General features: G+C 73.1%; 13 protein-coding genes. 6 read left to right on the plus strand and 7 right to left on the minus strand.

What is annotated here, in order from left to right; translation table 11 throughout:
* Window positions 1-52: 52 nt before the first annotated feature.
* A complete protein-coding gene (locus tag DJ476_RS01695) occupies window positions 53-805 on the minus strand; it encodes a LytR/AlgR family response regulator transcription factor (protein WP_070202124.1) in 753 nt (250 codons plus the stop codon).
* A gap of 71 nt (window positions 806-876) precedes the next feature.
* On the opposite strand from DJ476_RS01695, the gene DJ476_RS01700 reads away from it, so the two are divergent.
* Window positions 877-1,518, plus strand: a complete 642-nt coding sequence (locus DJ476_RS01700; protein ID WP_112489619.1) for a zf-HC2 domain-containing protein — start codon at window positions 877-879, stop codon at window positions 1,516-1,518.
* 76 nt (window positions 1,519-1,594) lie between these two features.
* Here DJ476_RS01700 and DJ476_RS01705 read toward each other — a convergent pair whose 3' ends face one another.
* The 4 genes from DJ476_RS01705 to DJ476_RS01720 all read right to left on the minus strand — a co-directional run bounded on the left by DJ476_RS01705 (window position 1,595) and on the right by DJ476_RS01720 (window position 7,354).
* Window positions 1,595-2,455 carry an Fpg/Nei family DNA glycosylase gene (locus DJ476_RS01705; RefSeq protein ID WP_103417677.1) on the minus strand — a complete coding sequence of 287 codons (861 nt, stop codon included), beginning with the start codon at window positions 2,453-2,455 and terminating at the stop codon, window positions 1,595-1,597.
* Window positions 2,456-2,491: 36 nt separating this feature from the next.
* A complete protein-coding gene (locus DJ476_RS01710) occupies window positions 2,492-3,874 on the minus strand; it encodes a wax ester/triacylglycerol synthase family O-acyltransferase (RefSeq protein WP_112489620.1) in 1,383 nt (460 codons plus the stop codon).
* 133 nt (window positions 3,875-4,007) lie between these two features.
* Complete coding sequence (locus tag DJ476_RS01715; RefSeq protein ID WP_112492403.1) at window positions 4,008-6,074, minus strand: SpoIIE family protein phosphatase; 2,067 nt, start codon at window positions 6,072-6,074, stop codon at window positions 4,008-4,010.
* 98 nt (window positions 6,075-6,172) lie between these two features.
* Complete coding sequence (locus tag DJ476_RS01720) at window positions 6,173-7,354, minus strand: DUF6777 domain-containing protein (protein WP_112489621.1); 1,182 nt, start codon at window positions 7,352-7,354, stop codon at window positions 6,173-6,175.
* 192 nt (window positions 7,355-7,546) lie between these two features.
* On the opposite strand from DJ476_RS01720, the gene DJ476_RS01725 reads away from it, so the two are divergent.
* The 3 genes from DJ476_RS01725 to DJ476_RS01735 are packed head-to-tail and all read left to right on the plus strand — an operon-like array spanning window position 7,547 to window position 10,373.
* Window positions 7,547-8,383, plus strand: coding sequence for a YndJ family protein (locus DJ476_RS01725; RefSeq protein ID WP_103417680.1), 837 nt, complete (start codon window positions 7,547-7,549; stop codon window positions 8,381-8,383).
* Window positions 8,380-8,892, plus strand: coding sequence for a DUF1990 family protein (locus DJ476_RS01730; protein WP_103417681.1), 513 nt, complete (start codon window positions 8,380-8,382; stop codon window positions 8,890-8,892). The genes DJ476_RS01725 and DJ476_RS01730 overlap by 4 nt, the downstream gene beginning before the upstream one ends.
* Window positions 8,893-8,921: 29 nt before the next feature.
* The gene (locus DJ476_RS01735; protein WP_112489622.1) at window positions 8,922-10,373 is read left to right on the plus strand and encodes a lipase maturation factor family protein; all 1,452 of its coding nucleotides are present in this window, start codon (window positions 8,922-8,924) and stop codon (window positions 10,371-10,373) included.
* 15 nt (window positions 10,374-10,388) lie between these two features.
* Here DJ476_RS01735 and DJ476_RS34355 read toward each other — a convergent pair whose 3' ends face one another.
* Window positions 10,389-10,565 carry a hypothetical protein gene (locus DJ476_RS34355; protein ID WP_015612873.1) on the minus strand — a complete coding sequence of 59 codons (177 nt, stop codon included), beginning with the start codon at window positions 10,563-10,565 and terminating at the stop codon, window positions 10,389-10,391.
* Between the two features lie 382 nt (window positions 10,566-10,947).
* Window positions 10,948-12,432, minus strand: coding sequence for an SDR family oxidoreductase (locus DJ476_RS01740; protein WP_112489623.1), 1,485 nt, complete (start codon window positions 12,430-12,432; stop codon window positions 10,948-10,950).
* A gap of 231 nt (window positions 12,433-12,663) precedes the next feature.
* Here DJ476_RS01740 and DJ476_RS01745 point away from each other — a divergent pair, with 231 nt between their 5' ends.
* Both DJ476_RS01745 and DJ476_RS01750 read left to right on the plus strand, forming a co-directional pair.
* Complete coding sequence (locus tag DJ476_RS01745) at window positions 12,664-13,560, plus strand: RNA polymerase sigma factor SigF (RefSeq protein WP_112489624.1); 897 nt, start codon at window positions 12,664-12,666, stop codon at window positions 13,558-13,560.
* A gap of 233 nt (window positions 13,561-13,793) precedes the next feature.
* Entirely contained in the window at window positions 13,794-15,026 is a 1,233-nt protein-coding gene (locus tag DJ476_RS01750; protein ID WP_112489625.1) for a PP2C family protein-serine/threonine phosphatase, read from the plus strand.
* The last annotated feature ends 110 nt before the right edge of the window (window positions 15,027-15,136 follow it).

The following is a 15,136-nucleotide window of genomic DNA, read 5'->3' on the forward strand; positions in this document are numbered from 1 at the left end:
GGAAGGTTTTGCCGAAGAGGCCGCAGGTCACGGGGTGGGTCCGGGGCTCGGGTCAGCGGCCGCCCTGGCGCATCAGCAGGTCGCGCAGGGCGCGGGTGTGGCGGCGGCTGACGGCCAGCTCGGCCTCCCCGATGCGGACGCTCATGCTCCCCGCGTCGAGCCGCAGCTCGTCGATGCGGCCCAGCGCCACCAGGTGACGGCGGTGGATCCGGACGAAGCCGCGCGAACGCCAGCGCTCCTCCAGAGTAGTGAGCGGGATCCGGACGAGGTGGCTGCCGTTCGCGGTGTGCAGCCGGGCGTAGTCGCCCTGGGCCTCGGCGTAGGCGATCTCGTCGATCGGGATGAAGCGGATGACCCCGCCCAGCTCGACCGGGATCTGGTCGGCGGAGGTGTCGTTGACCGGTGCCGACCGGTCCCCCACCTGTTCCGCGACCCGGCGCACGGCCTCCGCGAGCCGTTCGCGGCGGACCGGTTTGAGCACGTAGTCGACGGCCTTGAGGTCGAAGGCGTGGACGGCGAACCCCTCGTGGGCGGTGACGAAGACGATGAGCGGGGGCGCGGCGAATCCGGCGAGGAGCTGGGCGACGTCCAGGCCGGTGAGGCCCGCCATGTGGATGTCCAGGAAGACGACATCGATGGCGGAGGGGTCGTCGGGGCCCGCGTCCACGGCGCTGCCGATGCGGCGCAGCGCCTCGGTCGCCCCGGTGGCACCTTCGGCGCTGCGGACCCGGGGGTCGGCGCGCAGGAGGTAGAGCAGTTCCTCCAGGGCGGGTGGTTCGTCGTCGACGGCGAGTACGCGCAGCATGAGCCCGGAGTTTAGGGGCTCCGGGGCCTTCTGGCTTGAGTGAATCCCGGCTTGTTCCCGTACCGCAGTACATGCAGACGACCGAGCCCCACATCCGGGTGGGGGCCTACGCGCTGGGCGTGCTCGGGAGGGCCGACGCCTTCCGGTTCGAGGAGCATCTGGAGGAGTGCGGGCCGTGCCGGGCCCGGGCGCGTGAGCTGGCCCCGGTGGCGGCCCGGCTGGCGGTGGCCGGTCCGATGGTCCGGCCCTCGCCCGGCCTCGCGGACCGGCTGGTCGAGGCGGTGGCGGCCCGGCGACGGCGGGCGGGCCGCCGGCGGATCGCGCTGGTGGCGGCGGCCGTGGTGCTGGCGGTGGCGGGCCCGTTGGCGGTGGCGGCCGGGTCCTCGGGCGGTCCGGCCGAGAGAGGGGTGGTGGAGCGGTGGGTGGGGGCGGACCCGGGGTCGGGGGCGGCCGCGGTGGTGACGGCGACGGGGCGCGAGTGGGGTACGGCGGTGGCGCTGGAGGCGGTGGGGGTGGAGGCCGTCGGGGTCTGCGCGCTGGTCGCGGTGGGCCGGGACGGCAGCGAGGAGACGGTGAGCAGCTGGTCGGCCGGGGGTGCGGGGGCCGGTGGCCTGGTGGAGGTGGCGGGCGGGGCGGCGCTGCGCCCGGAGGGCATCGACCACTTCGAGGTACGGACGACGGACGGACGGCGGCTGGTGACGGTGGTGCGGTGAGGGCCGGAGCCCGTACGGAAGGAAAGCCCAGGCCTCACTTCAGGAACCCCTGGCCTCATCTCGGGAACCCTGGGCCTCACTTCAGGAACTTGGACATCCGCCGGTCGGCCAGGGGTTTGCCGCCGGTCTGGCAGGTGGGGCAGTACTGGAGCGAGGAGTCGCTGAAGGAGACCTCCAGGATGGTGTCGCCGCAGACCGGGCAGGCCTCCCCGGTGCGGCCGTGGACCCGCATCCCGCTCTTCTTCTCGGACTTGAGCTTTCCGGCCTCCACTCCGCCGGTACGGGCCACGGCGTCCTCGAGGGTCGTGCGCATCGCGGAGTACAGGCGGGTGATCTCGTCCTCGTCCAGGTCGGCGGTCCGCTTGAACGGGGACATCTTCGCCACGTGCAGGATCTCGTCGCTGTAGGCGTTGCCGATGCCCGCGATGAGCGCCTGGTCGCGCAGGGCGCCCTTGATCTGGCGGCGCGCCCCGGCGAGGACGGCGGCGAAGGCGCCCCGGTCGAAGGCGTCGGCGAGCGGGTCGGGGCCCAGGCGGGCGATGCCCGGGACCTCCATGGGGTCGCGGACGAGGTGGACGGAGAGGCTCTTCTTGGTGCCCATCTCGGTGAGGTCGAAGCCGTCGCCGTCCACGGTGACCAGCCGCAGGGCGAGCGGGCTCTTGCCGGGGCGCGGCGGGGTGGCGGGGAAGGAGTCCTTCCAGCGAAGCCAGCCCGCGCGGGCCAGGTGGGTGCAGAGGTGCAGCCCGCCCGCCCCGATGTCGAGGAACTTGCCGTGGCGGGCCACCGAGGTGACGGTGGTGGCTTCGAGGGCGGTCAGCGGCGGGTCGTACGTCTTCAGGACGCTGATCGCCAGCGGGAGGACGCGGGCGATCTCCTTGCCGACGAGGTGGTCGTCGAGGAAGACCCGCAGGGCTTCGACTTCGGGCAGTTCGGGCATGGTTCCAGCCTGCCGCAGGCGGCGTACGGCTGCCTGTCAGGTGACTGACTCGGGCGCCCGGGCGCCGGACCGGAGGCCGCCCGTCACCAGCTCCTCCAGCTCCGCGAACTCCTCCCCCACCGCCGCGGCCAGCCGGTCCAGGTCCGGCAGCGCCTTGCCGTCCGCCACCAGGCCCACATGGACCCGGCCGCCGTACGTCGACAGGGCGACGGCCAGCGACTGGCCCCGGGCCAGCGGGGCCATCGGGTAGAGGGCGCTGAGCGGGCAGCCGGCCAGCGAGAGCGCGGAGCGGGGCAGCGGGACGCTGGTGACGAGCAGGTCGAAGAGCATCCGGGCGGCGTTGGCGGCCAGGGGCGCGCCGAACCGGTGGGCCAGCGGGTGGAGTTGGTCCGCCAGTACGGCGACGGCACCGGCGCCCTTCAGCGGCCCGGCCGCCTTGTTGCGGTCCATCGCGGCCCGGACCGCCCGGAGCCGCTCGCGGGGGTCGGCCGCGCCGACGGGGAGGTCCAGCAGATACGCCGAGAGCCGGTTCCCGGTGATCGCGCCGCCGGGCCGGCGCCGGGAGACGGGGACCAGGGCGCGCGGGCCGGTGCCGGGGAGGACCTCGCCGCGCCCGGCCATCCAGCGGCGCAGGGCCCCGGCGACCACGGCGAGCAGGATGTCATTGGCAGTGCCGCCCTCCGCGCGGCGGATGCGCTGGAGGGCCGTGGCGTCCAGGTCCGCGGTGGCCAGGCGCCGGGTGCCGCTGGAGGGTGCGGTGAAGGCGGTGGAGCGCAGGTCGAGGCGGCCCGCGCGGACGACGGAGGCGCCGACGCCCAGGGCCCGGCCGACCTCGCCGATCCGGCCGAGCGCCATGCCGGCCATCTCGCGGGGGTCGGGGAGCCAGGAGCGGGGCGGGACGGCGGGGCGGCCGCGCGAGACGGACCGGGCTGTGGTGGCGGCGATCTCGTCGAAGATCCCGGCGCCGATGGCGACCGCCCGCATCCCGTCGGCCAGCGCGTGGTGGAGCTTGACCAGGACAGCGAAGGGGCCGCCGTCGGCGCCGCCGATCAGGTAGAGCTGCCAGGGCGGCAGCCCGCGCTCCAGCGGCTGTTCCATCAGCTCCCCGGCGAGCCGGGTGGCCCCGGCCATGAAGTCGTCGTCCGCCACCGCGACGCGGCGTACGTGCCGGTGGACGTCGAAGTCCTTGTCGACGGTCCAGGCGGCGCCGCCGACCGGCAGCAGGACGTCCCGTACGCACATGCGCAGCCGGGGGATGGCGGCGGCGCGGGTGCGGAGCAGTTCCAGCACATGGTCCGGGGAAGCGCCGGGCCCGGGGGCCGGGGCGAAGACGGCGAGGGCGCCCAGGTGCATGGGGTGGGCGTCGGATTCGAGGTGCCAGAAGGCCAGATCGAGCGGGGCCAGGAGTTCGGTACCCAACAGGGGCCTCATGTCGTCGGGGGCGGAGCGGCCGTACCCCCGCAGTCAATCGTTCGCGGTCGGTTACGGTCAAGCACAGACTTGTTACGTAATGTTACGGAACCGGTCTCCGCACATCCCGGCCGCCCGGGTTTCACGAACGCTCGGGGATCAGGAACTCGCACCAGACGCACTTGCCGCTGCCCCGGGACTCCACGCCCCAGACGTCGGCCAGCCGGTCGACGAGCATCAGCCCTCGCCCGGAGACCCCGTCGGAGCCCGCGTCGCGGCGGCGGGGCAGGGCGCTGGAGCGGTCCTCCACGTCGACGCGGAGCCGCCGCTCGGACCCGGCCATCACCCGGATCGTCACCACGGCCCCGCCGTCGGTGTGCATGAGGGCGTTGGTGGTCAGCTCGTCGGCGGCCAGCTCGATCTCGTCGGCCCGCTCCTTCGCGCCCCAGGCGCGTACCGCCGCCCGGATCATGTGCCGGGCCGAGCTGAGCGCCTCGGGGTCGTTCTGGGCGACGTGCTGACGGAGCCTGCCGCCGGGCTGCGGGGCCTGGGCGGCGCGGCGGCGGAGCAGCAGGAGCGCCACGTCGTCCTGGCCGCCGCGCACGTCGACGGCGTCGCACAGGTCGTCGGCCAGCTTCTGGAGGTTCTGGGGGCCGTTGGAGACGAGCGTGGTGAGCAGCTGCATGCCCTCGTCGAGGTCGGAGCCGGGCAGCTCGACCAGCCCGTCGGTGAAGAGGATCATCGTCTGGCCGGGGTCCAGCTCGGCCGTGGAGACCGGGTACTCCAGCCGCCCGAACTCCGCCGAGAGCCCCAGCGGCAGCCCGCCCTCGGCCGGCATCCGGCGGCAGCTCCCGTCCACGTCCCGTACCAGCGGGTCGACATGGCCGGCGCGGACCACCTGGACGACCCCGGTGGTCAGGTCGACCTCGGCGTAGGTGCAGGTGGCGAAGCGGTCGGTGTCCAGCTCGTGGAGGAAGACGGAGGCACGGGCCATGACGGTGGCGGGGCTGTGCCCCTCGGCGGCGTAGGCCCGCAGCACGATGCGGAGCTGCCCCATGACGGCGGCGGCGTGGGTGTCGTGCCCCTGGACGTCCCCGATGACCGCCCCGACCCGGCCGCCGGGCAGCGGGATGAGGTCGTACCAGTCGCCGCCGATGTCCCGGCCGAGCCGGGCCGAGCGGTAGCGCACGGCGACCTGTGCGCCGGGGACGGCGGGGATCCGGCGCGGCAGCATCGCCTGCTGGAGCCCCTCCGCGAGGTCGTGCTCCTGTTCGTAGAGCATCGCGCGCTGGAGGCTCTGGGCGATCGAGGTGCCGAGCGCCATGAGGAGGTTGCGCTCGTCGGGGGTGAAGCCGGCCTTGTCCCGGTAGAGCAGGCCGAGCGCGCCGATCGGGCGGGCCTGGGCGATCAGCGGCATATAGGCGGCGGAGGTGATCCCGAGGTGGCTGATGTTGGGCCAGAGGATGGGGTAGGAGGTGGCGAAGTCCTCGGCGGACTCGATGAAGCGCGGGGTGAGGCTGCGGACGACCTCGCTCATCGGGTACTGCTCGTCCACCCGGGTGAACCGGGTGCCGGGGACGTAGGCGCCCTCGGGCCCGTCGGCCACCAGGTGGATGCGCCCGGACTCCAGCAGCCCCATGACCAGGCTGGTGGCTCCCAGGTGGGCGAGGCCCTGGGAGCTCTTGAGGACGGCGATGACGTCCTTGACCGTACGGGCGTGGGCCAGCGCGGCAGTGGTGCCCTCGACCAGGCTGGTGCGGTGGCGGCGCTCCTCGTCCAGCTCGCGGCGGGCGTTGGAGTCGGCCAGCTCCTGGGTGGCGTCGCGGACGATGCCGATGATCCGGTGGGGGCGGCCGTTCTCGTCGCGGCGGACGAAGCCCTGGGTGTGGGTCCAGCGCAGGGTGCCGTCCCGGCGCTGGATGCGGAAGTAGGCGCCGTAGTTGGTCCGGCCGCTCTTGAGCGCCTGCGAGACCAGGCCGTCCAGCCGCTGGGCCTCGTCGGTCGGCACGCGGTGGGCGAGCGAGGCGGGCCGGTTGTCGTACTCCTCGGCGGTCAGGTCGAACACGTCGAGGGCGGCCCGGTCCATGTGCATGAGGCCGGTTTCCAGATCCCAGTCGAAGCTGCCCATTCGGTTCAGGGCGAGGCTGAGGTCCGGGTGGGCGGGCCAGTCGTCCGGGAGTGACAGGGCACCCGCTACCCGATCATCCATGGGGGCCACTCTGCCACCATTTGTCCGATTCTTCGAGCGATCCGTACGCCGTCCGGAGCAGGCGCCGCAGGGCCCGGCGAGGCCCCTGGGGCGGCCGGTCAGCCGGCGAAGGGCTCAGGGACATCGGCGTCCGCGTACATCGGCTCGTCCGGCCCGCCGAAGTCGTCCGGCTCACCCGGCCCGTCCGGGTCGCCGGGGAAGACCTGGGTCGGCTCCGGCACCACACCGGGCTCCTCCTCCCACCCCCACGGCTCGACGCTCGGGGCCTCACCGAAGTCGTCCGGCGTCTCGGTGCCGGGGTCGGGTTCGGGCTCCATCGGCGGCGGGCAGCCCGGGGGCGGCTCGGCGGGACCATCGGTGGCCGAGAGGTCCGGGCACTCCGTCTCCTCCGGTTCGGCGGGGGCGGGGACCGACGGGGGGCTCGGTGGCGGTACGGGGTCGGAGGGGCGGGCGGGCGCGGGGAAGAGCAGGTCCTGGCTCGGCTCGAAGGGCGGCGGATCGGCCGGGGTCCGGTCGCGCCCGCCGTCGTCACCGACGGCCCGCTCGATCCAGGCGTTGTCGGCGGAGTCCACGATGACCAGGGCGGTGAGCGGCTGTACGCCGGGGTCGACCGCCAGGATCCGCGCGGGATCGTAGCCGGGCCAGCGCTCGCCCCGGTGGGTGACCTTCCCCTTGGCGGCCACCGGCCGGTCCAGCGGATTGCCGCAGGTGCAGCGGACCCGGGGCAGGCCCCGGCTGTCGACCAGGACGGCGGTGCCCGCCTGGAGCACGGCCTGGAAGGCGGTGGTGGTGCCCGCGCTGAAGCCGTGGTTGGTGACCTGGGTGTCGGCGCGCAGGACCACCGGGGTGAGCGAGCGCAGATAGCCCGGGACCTGCACGGCCTCGACCCCCACCACCGCCGCGAAGGCGCGCGCCCGGTCCTGGTCGGCGGTGAGCAGTCGCGCCTGCTGCTCGACGTCGCAGGCGGCCTCGGACCGGACGCCGCCGTAGAGCCCGGGGAGAGCGCCCGAGACCCGATGGACCGTCCGGGCGGCGGCCCCGTCGCCCTCCTGCGGCGAACGGGTGACCGAGGGCGAGGGCACCGGCCGTGCCGTCGACTCCGTGAACGGCCCGGGGCCCGGCTCGCCGAGCGGCTGGAGGAGGACGTCCTCGGCCTCCGCCGTGCCCGTGGTGCCCTTCGTGGTGCGGTCGACGGCGCTCTCGCAGCCGACGACGGCGAGCAGGACCCCGGCGGACAGCGCGACGAGCGCGCCGCGCCGGAAACGTCTGGATGAGCGCACGGGGCTCTCCTGCCTGTCCGTGGCGGATGGTCCGATCCGGTCGGATCCGAAGGATCCGTCACCATCTGTGCCGCACCGGACGGCAGCCCGCAAGCGGACACCGGCACCCGGCGAGAACCGCCTTGAACGCGTTCAAGAAAACCTTTAGGCTCATCGCGGGAGTTGAACGTGTTCAAAGTTGGGGGTGGGGTCATGACCGTGCTGGTCAACGCGATCGTGATGGTGGGCATGTTCCTGGTCGTCCCGGCCGGGCTGCGGCTGGCCGGACTGGCGGAGCTGGACCGGATCCGCCGGTTCTGGCCCCTCTTCGCCGCCCCCGGCGCGCTGGCCCTCTGGCTGCCGCGCGGCACCACCGCCACCGCACTGGCCCTCTGCTACGCACTCGGCACCGTGCTCCTCGCCCTGCACGCCCCGCGCCGCGCGCTCCGCGGCCGGGACCTCTCCCCCGCCGGGATCGCCCTGCTCACCGCGCTCGTCACCCCGGCCGTCGCCGCGCTCGCCCTGGTCGCGGAGCGATGGGGCCACGAGCTGTTCGGCTTCGAGCTGGAGATCCTCGCGCTGACCGTGCCGCACTTCCACTTCGCCGGATTCGCCGCCGCCCTGGTCGCCGGGCTGGTCTGCCGGGTCGACGACGGGCCCGCGGGCCGGTTCGCCGCGCTCAGCGTGCCGCTGGGCACCCTGCTCGTCCTCGTCGGCTACTTCATCGGGGACTGGGCGGAGCTGGCCGGGGCCGTGGTCCTGACGGCCGGGATGTGGACCGTCGGCCTGCTCACCTGGCGCCTCGGGCGGGCGGAGGGGCGCGACCGGACGACCCGGCTGCTGCTGTTCACCTCGGCCGCCGTCCTGGTGGCGACCATGCTGCTCGCCCTGAGCTGGGCGGTCGGCGAGGCCACCGGACTGCCCCACCCCTCCCTGACCTGGATGGCCGCCACCCACGGCCTGGGCAACGCGCTGGGCTTCGCCCTCTGCTCGCTCCTGGCCTGGCACCGCATCCGCACCCTCCACCCTTCGGAAAGCAGGACCGCATGAGCACCCTCACCTACCCCGAGACCGGCGCCACCCGCCTCGGCCCGCTCCCCCGGGGCTACCACCACCTGCACCACCGCACCCGGGTCGGCCGGGGCGCGGACGACTTCGCGGCGGCGGGCGCGGCGGTCACCGAGTGGCGGGCGCACCGGGCCTCGGGGGCCCGGGTCGACGCCTCGGCCGTACGCGCGGAGCCCGGGGCCTCCGTCCGGGTGTCGCTCGGCGTGGGACCGATACGGCTCACCGCCCCGTGCGAGGTCGTCTGGACGGCGTACGGGGAGGAGGGCCGCACCGGGTTCGGTTACGGCACCCTCGCCGGCCACCCGGAGCGGGGCGAGGAGTGCTTCGTGGTGGAGCTGGCGGACGACGGCACCGTCTGGTTCACGGTCATGGCCTTCTCCCGGCCCGCTGCCTGGTACGCCCGGCTCGCCGGACCGCTCGTACCGCCCGTGCAGCTCTGGTACGCGCGGCGGCTGGGGCGGACGCTGCGCCGGCTCGTCGCGGCGGGCTGAACGCCGGTGCCGGGCCGATACTGGCAGGGATGGAGTGGTTCGCCGCCGAGGGCTACTGGCTGAGCAGGCTGATCTTCCAGCGGACGCTGGCCGTGATCTACCTGGTCGCCTTCCTCGCCGCCGTCCTCCAGTTCCGTGCGCTGATAGGTGAGCGCGGCATCCTGCCCGTACCGGAGCTGCTGCGGCGCACGCCGTGGAAGGCGGCGCCGGGGCTGTTCCGGCTGCACTACTCCGACCGGTTCTTCGCCGCCGTCGCCTGGACCGGCTGCGCGGTCTCGGTGGCCCTGATCGCCGGGGTGGACGGCCTCCTTCCGCTCTGGGGCGGGATGCTGCTGTGGGCGCTCCCGTGGGTGCTGTATCTGTCGATCGTCCAGGTGGGGCAGGTCTGGTACGGGTTCGGCTGGGAGTCGCTGCTCCTGGAGGCGGGGTTCCTGGCGGTCTTCCTCGGTACGGGGGACAGCGCGCCGCCCGTGCTGGTGCTCTGGCTGCTGCGGTGGCTGCTGTTCCGGCTGGAGTTCGGCGCCGGGCTGATCAAGCTGCGCGGGGACGCGTGCTGGCGGAAGCTCACCTGTCTGGACTTCCACCATGAGACCCAGCCGATGCCGGGGCCGCTGAGCTGGTTCTTCCACCGTCTGCCCCGGCCGGTCCATCGCGTCGAGGTCGCCGCCAACCATGTCACCCAGCTGCTGGTGCCCTTCCTCCTCTTCACCCCGCAGCCGGTGGCGAGCGGGGCCGCCGCCCTGATGGTGCTCACCCAGCTCTGGCTGGTCGCGTCGGGCAACTTCGCCTGGCTGAACTGGCTGACCATCGCGCTGGCGCTCTCGGTGATCGACTGGACCCCGCTCGCCGGGCGGCCGCCCGCGCTCACCGCGCCACCGCTCTGGTACGAGGTGGTCGTCATCGCGGTGACGGCCCTGGTGGTGGTCCTCAGCTACCGCCCCGCGCGCAATCTGCTCTCGCGCCGGCAGGTGATGAACCGCTCCTTCGACCCACTGCACCTGGTGAACACGTACGGGGCGTTCGGCTCGATCAGCAGAACGCGGCTGGAAGTCGTGGTGGAGGGCACGGCCGACCGGGTCCCGGACGAGAACGCCGACTGGCGGGAGTACGGCTTCCGCGGCAAGCCGGGCGATCTGCGGCGGCTGCCGCGCCTGTTCGCCCCGTACCACCTGCGGCTGGACTGGATGATGTGGTTCGCCGCGCTCTCCCCCGCGTACGCGCGCTCCTGGTTCGGGCCGTTCACCGAGCGGCTGCTGCGGGGCGACCGGGACACGCTCCGGCTGCTCGCCCGCAACCCGTTCCCGGACGGCCCGCCCGCGCACATCCGCGCCCGGGTCTTCCACTACCGCTTCACAGACCCGCAGGAGCTGCGGGCCACCGGCCGCTGGTGGGACCGCACCTATGTCCGGGAATTCCTGCGGCCCGTCTCCCGTCCGCTCCCGCCGGAGCGGGAGGACCGGGAGACGGGCCGTGGGACGTGATCCGTGCCGGGGCGGTCAGTCGATGCCGGGCAGGATGTGGGGCTCGGCCAGGTCGTCCTCGTAACCGGCCAGCCGGATCGGTGCGGACCGGGCCCACACCTCGATGTTCCGGAGCTTCTCGGGCCGGGCCGTCCGCTCCCCGTACCGTTCGGCGGGTCGCTTCTCGCGCATCGTCAGTTCTGGTGTCGTCACCGCGCACTCCTCTGTGTCGCGTCACCCAGGGGGTCGCCGACGCTCCGGCTGCGACACCGGAGATCGACCGCCCTGTGGTGGGGCCGGGGGCTGGGGATATGTCGGTCGCGGTGGCGCCGTGTCGGGGCGGGACGGCGGTCGGGTTGCAGACCTGTCCCGGGACGGTCGAGGAGTTCTTGTGGGCTCCTCGATGGCGTCCGTTCGCCTCAGAGTAACCAAATGAGCGGCTTCGCGCTCGATAGAACGTGTGCAGTGGGTCACTTTCGGCCACTTCGGAACGCGAAAACCCGGCCCAGGATCCATCCTGGGCCGGGTCTGCGGCCGCCGCACGGAAGGTGCGGTTCCGGTTGAGCCGGTCGGGTTACGCCGATGGAGGCCGGGTTTACCAGTTCGCGGGGGCGTAGTCCTTGAGGAAGCAGCCGTAGAGCGGCTCGCCGCCTTCGCCGCGCACGATCGGGTCGTAGACCCGGGCCGCGCCGTCGACCAGGTCCAGGGGGGCGTGGAAGCCCTCCTCCGCCAGCCGCATCTTGTCCGGGTGCGGGCGCTCGTCGGTGATCCAGCCGGTGTCCACGGCCGTCATCAGGATGCCGTCCTTCTCGAACATCTCCTGGGCGCTGGTGCGCGTGAGCATGTTGAGCGCGGCCTTGGCCATGTTGGTGTGCGGGTGGCCCGCGCCCTTGTAGCCCCGGCTGAAGACGCCCTCCATCGCGGAGACGTTGACGATGTAGGAGTGCTTGGCGGCGGTGGCGGCCATCGCCGGGCGGAGGCGGCTGATCAGGATGAACGGCGCGGTGGAGTTGCAGAGCTGGACCTCCAGCAACTCGATCGGCTCGACCTCGTCCACCGTCTGGATCCAGCTGTTGGTGTGGTGCAGGTCGGGGACGAGCCCGCCCGCGTCGATCGCGGTGCCCGCGGCGATCCGGGCCGGGGATGCGGAGCCGGTGACCAGAGCGAGGTCGGTGACCTCCTGGGCGCTCAGACCCTCCGTGCGGGCGCTCGGCAGGGCGGCGACGCGGTCGACCGTACCGCTGTTGAAGGTGCCGATGACCTCGGCGGCGGGCAGCTCGCCCGCCGGCAGCGGGGCGGACTCGGCGGCGACCAGCTCGCTGTAGGCCTGCGGGGAGCGGCGCACGGTCTGGGCCGCGTTGTTGATGAGGATGTCGAGCGGGCCCTCGGCGGCGACGGAGTCGGCCAGTGCGACGACCTGGGCCGGGTCGCGCAGGTCGATGCCGACGATCTTCAGCCGGTGGATCCACTCGTCGCTGTCCTCCATCGCCTTGAAGCGGCGGATCGCGTCGTTGGGGAAGCGGGTGGTGATCGTGGTGTGGGCGCCGTCGCGCAGCAGCCGCAGCGCGATGTACATGCCGATCTTCGCCCGGCCGCCGGTGAGCAGCGCCCGGCGCCCGGTGAGGTCGGTGCGGGCGTCGCGGCGGGCGCGGTTCTCCCTGGCGCAGGACTGGCAGAGCTGGTGGTAGAACGCGTCCACCTCGACGTAACGGGTCTTGCAGATGTAGCAGGAGCGGGGGCGCTGGAGTATCCCCGCGATCTCCCCGGCGGTGGAGGAGGAGGGCAGGACGCCCTGCGTCTCGTCGTCGATGCGCTCGGCCGAGCCGGTCGCGGTGGCCTCGGTGACGGCCCGGTCGTGGGCGGTCTTCGCGGCCCGGCGCTCCTGGCGGCGGCGCTGCTTCACGGTGCGGTAGATCCCGGCGGTGGCCCGGCGGACGGCGATGGCGTCCGGGTGGTCGACCTCGATGCGGTCGAGCTCGTCGAGCACGCTCAGGCAGACGGCGAGCCGCTCCGGGTCGATTCCGGGACCGAACTCGTCGATTCCGGGAGCGAACTCCGGGCTGTCCTCTGTCACCGTCATTGCCGTTCCTCTGCCGTCTTTTCTCGCCGCGGGTCGGGGATCACCGCAGGCCGAAACACCCGCTCAAGTTTGCCATGCGCGCGAGGCTGCTCCGTGCGGGCGGGACGCCGGGGGCTCCGGGGAACGGGCGCCGAAACCTTCCCCGGAACTTTTCCGGAAGAGGGAGGCATGACTTCCGGATGACCGGGAAGGCGACCGTCCGACACATTGGGCAGCAGGGAGGGTGACACCATGACGGCGATGTCAGTGCGAGCCACCGGAGCGACGGCGCCGCTGAGCGACGAGCTGGTGGACACGCGGACGGACGCCGGTTCCGAGGAGCTGCCCTGGGTCGAGGACGCGGGGAAGGTCGCCCCCAAGGACGCGCGGGCTCTGTCGAAGGTCTTCTTCGACCGCCTCCAGGTTTTGGAGGAGGGCACGCACGAGTACCAGTACGCGCGCAACACCCTGATCGAGATGAACCTGTCGCTGGTCCGGTTCGCGGCCTCCCGGTTCCGCAACCGCGGCGGTGACGACACCGAGGACATCATCCAGGTCGGGACGATCGGGCTGATCAAGGCGATCGACCGATTCGACCTCTCCCGCGAGGTCGAGTTCGCCACCTTCGCCGTCCCCTACATCGTGGGCGAGATCAAGCGGTTCTTCCGCGACACCACCTGGTCCGTGCACGTCCCGCGCCGCCTCCAGGAGCTGCGGGTCGAGCTGGCCAAGGCGAAGGAGCAGCTCTCCGCCGAGCTGGACCGCGACCCCACGGTCAAGGAGCTGGCCGCCCATCTGGACCTGCCGGAGGAGGAGATCATCGAGGGGCTCGTGGCCGCCAACGGCTACTCCGCGGGCTCGCTCGACACCCCCTCGGCGGACAGCGACTCCGGCCAGGAGCAGCGCGCGTACGCCGATGTGCTCGGCGAGGCGGACCCGGCCATGGAGACCGTCGAGAACCTGCACACCCTGGCCCCGCTGCTGGAGCAGCTGGACGACCGGGAGCGCCGGATCGTGCAGATGCGGTTCGGGGCGGAGATGACGCAGGCGCAGATCGGCGCGGAGCTGGGTGTCTCGCAGATGCACGTGTCGCGGCTGCTGACCCGGATCGTCAAGCGGCTGCGCCAGGGAATGAGCGTGGAGGAGTGAGGCTGCTCACGCCCCGCGGCTGAGCCGCGGACCGCGTCAGTCGTTCGGCCGGGCGCCCAGACGGGCACCCGGCCGTTCCCCCTGTCCGTTCCTGTTCCGCAGGACGGCCGTCGGCATCGGCCGGGGCCGTCGATCACATATGCTTCCGGACGGTCGGCCGGACGGTCCGATGCCGGTCGTACGAGGAGGTGGAGGGGTTGGCCGAGTCACCCATGGGCACGTCTCTCACACCTGTGGGCACCACCGGCATCCCCACTCAGCAGGACACCCCTTTCGACTCCTCCCCCGGCTCCCTCCTGTGGAACCTCGACGCCACGATCCTCCTGGTGGAGGACGACGCGGGCGACGCCATGCTCGTCGAGGAGATGCTCACCGACAGCGAGCTGGACTCCGCGCTGACCTGGCGCAAGACGCTCGCCGAGGCCCGTGCCTTCCTGCGCACCCGCACCACGCCTGTCTGCGTGCTGCTGGACCTGCACCTCCCGGACGTCCACGGCCTGGACGCCGTACGCCAGATCCTGGAGTCCGACAGCGACGCCGCGATCGTCGTCCTCACCGGCCTGGAGGACTCCGGCACAGGACTGCGGGCGGTCGCCCAGGGCGCCCAGGACTACCTGGTCAAGGGTCGGCTCGACCCCGAGGTCCTCTCCCGGGCGATCCGCTACGCGCTCCAGCGCAAGGAGGTGGAGCGGGCCGCCGCGGCGCTGCGTTCCAACCAGCTGATCGCCCAGGAGAACGCCCGGCTGGAACGTGGCCTGCTGCCCGTCCCGCTCCTGCGCGACGGGCGCTTCCACGCTCGCGCCCGGTACGAGCCCGGGCGGGTCCACGGATTGCTGAGCGGTGACTTCTACGACGTGGTGCAGACGGCCGACGGCGCGGTGCACGCGGTGATCGGCGACGTCTCGGGGCACGGCGCGGCGGAGGCGGCGCTCGGGGTCTGCCTGCGGGTGGCCTGGCGCACGGCCGTGCTGTGCGGGACCTCCCAGCTGGAGCAGATCGAGCTGCTGGAGGAGATCCTGGTCGCCGAGCGCTCGGACGCGCACGTCTTCGCCACGATGACCTCCCTGAGCTTCACGCCCGACGGGCGCGGCGCCAGGATCGTCCGGGCGGGCCACCCCGGTCTGCTGCTGCGCAGGGGCGACGAGGTGCACTGGGTGGAGCCGGAGGGCGGCATGGCACTCGGGCTGCTGCCCGGCATGGGCCGGTGGACGACGGTCGACCTGCCGCTGGTCCCCGGTGACGGCCTGGTGCTCTTCACCGACGGACTCTTCGAGGGGCGCGACGGCCCCGACAGCCGGCTCGGCGAGGAAGGGCTGCTGGCGATGGCCAGGGCTCTCGGAAATCTGCAAGGTCGGCAGTTCGTCGACGCACTGGTGGCGGGAGCCGCCGAGGGAGCCGCCCCCTACGGCGGGCTTGCGGACGATGTGGCCGTACTGCATCTGGGCTGGGGATCGGAACTTTCATGAGTACGGAAACACCTGCGCGCGGAGAACTGTCCGAGCGCGCCGAACAACACGGGCCCTGGGACGGGACCGCGGCCCCGGAGAGGCGCGTCGGCGTGGCCGCACGGCTTTCG

The organism is Streptomyces bacillaris (assembly GCF_003268675.1).
GTDB lineage: Bacteria > Actinomycetota > Actinomycetes > Streptomycetales > Streptomycetaceae > Streptomyces > Streptomyces bacillaris.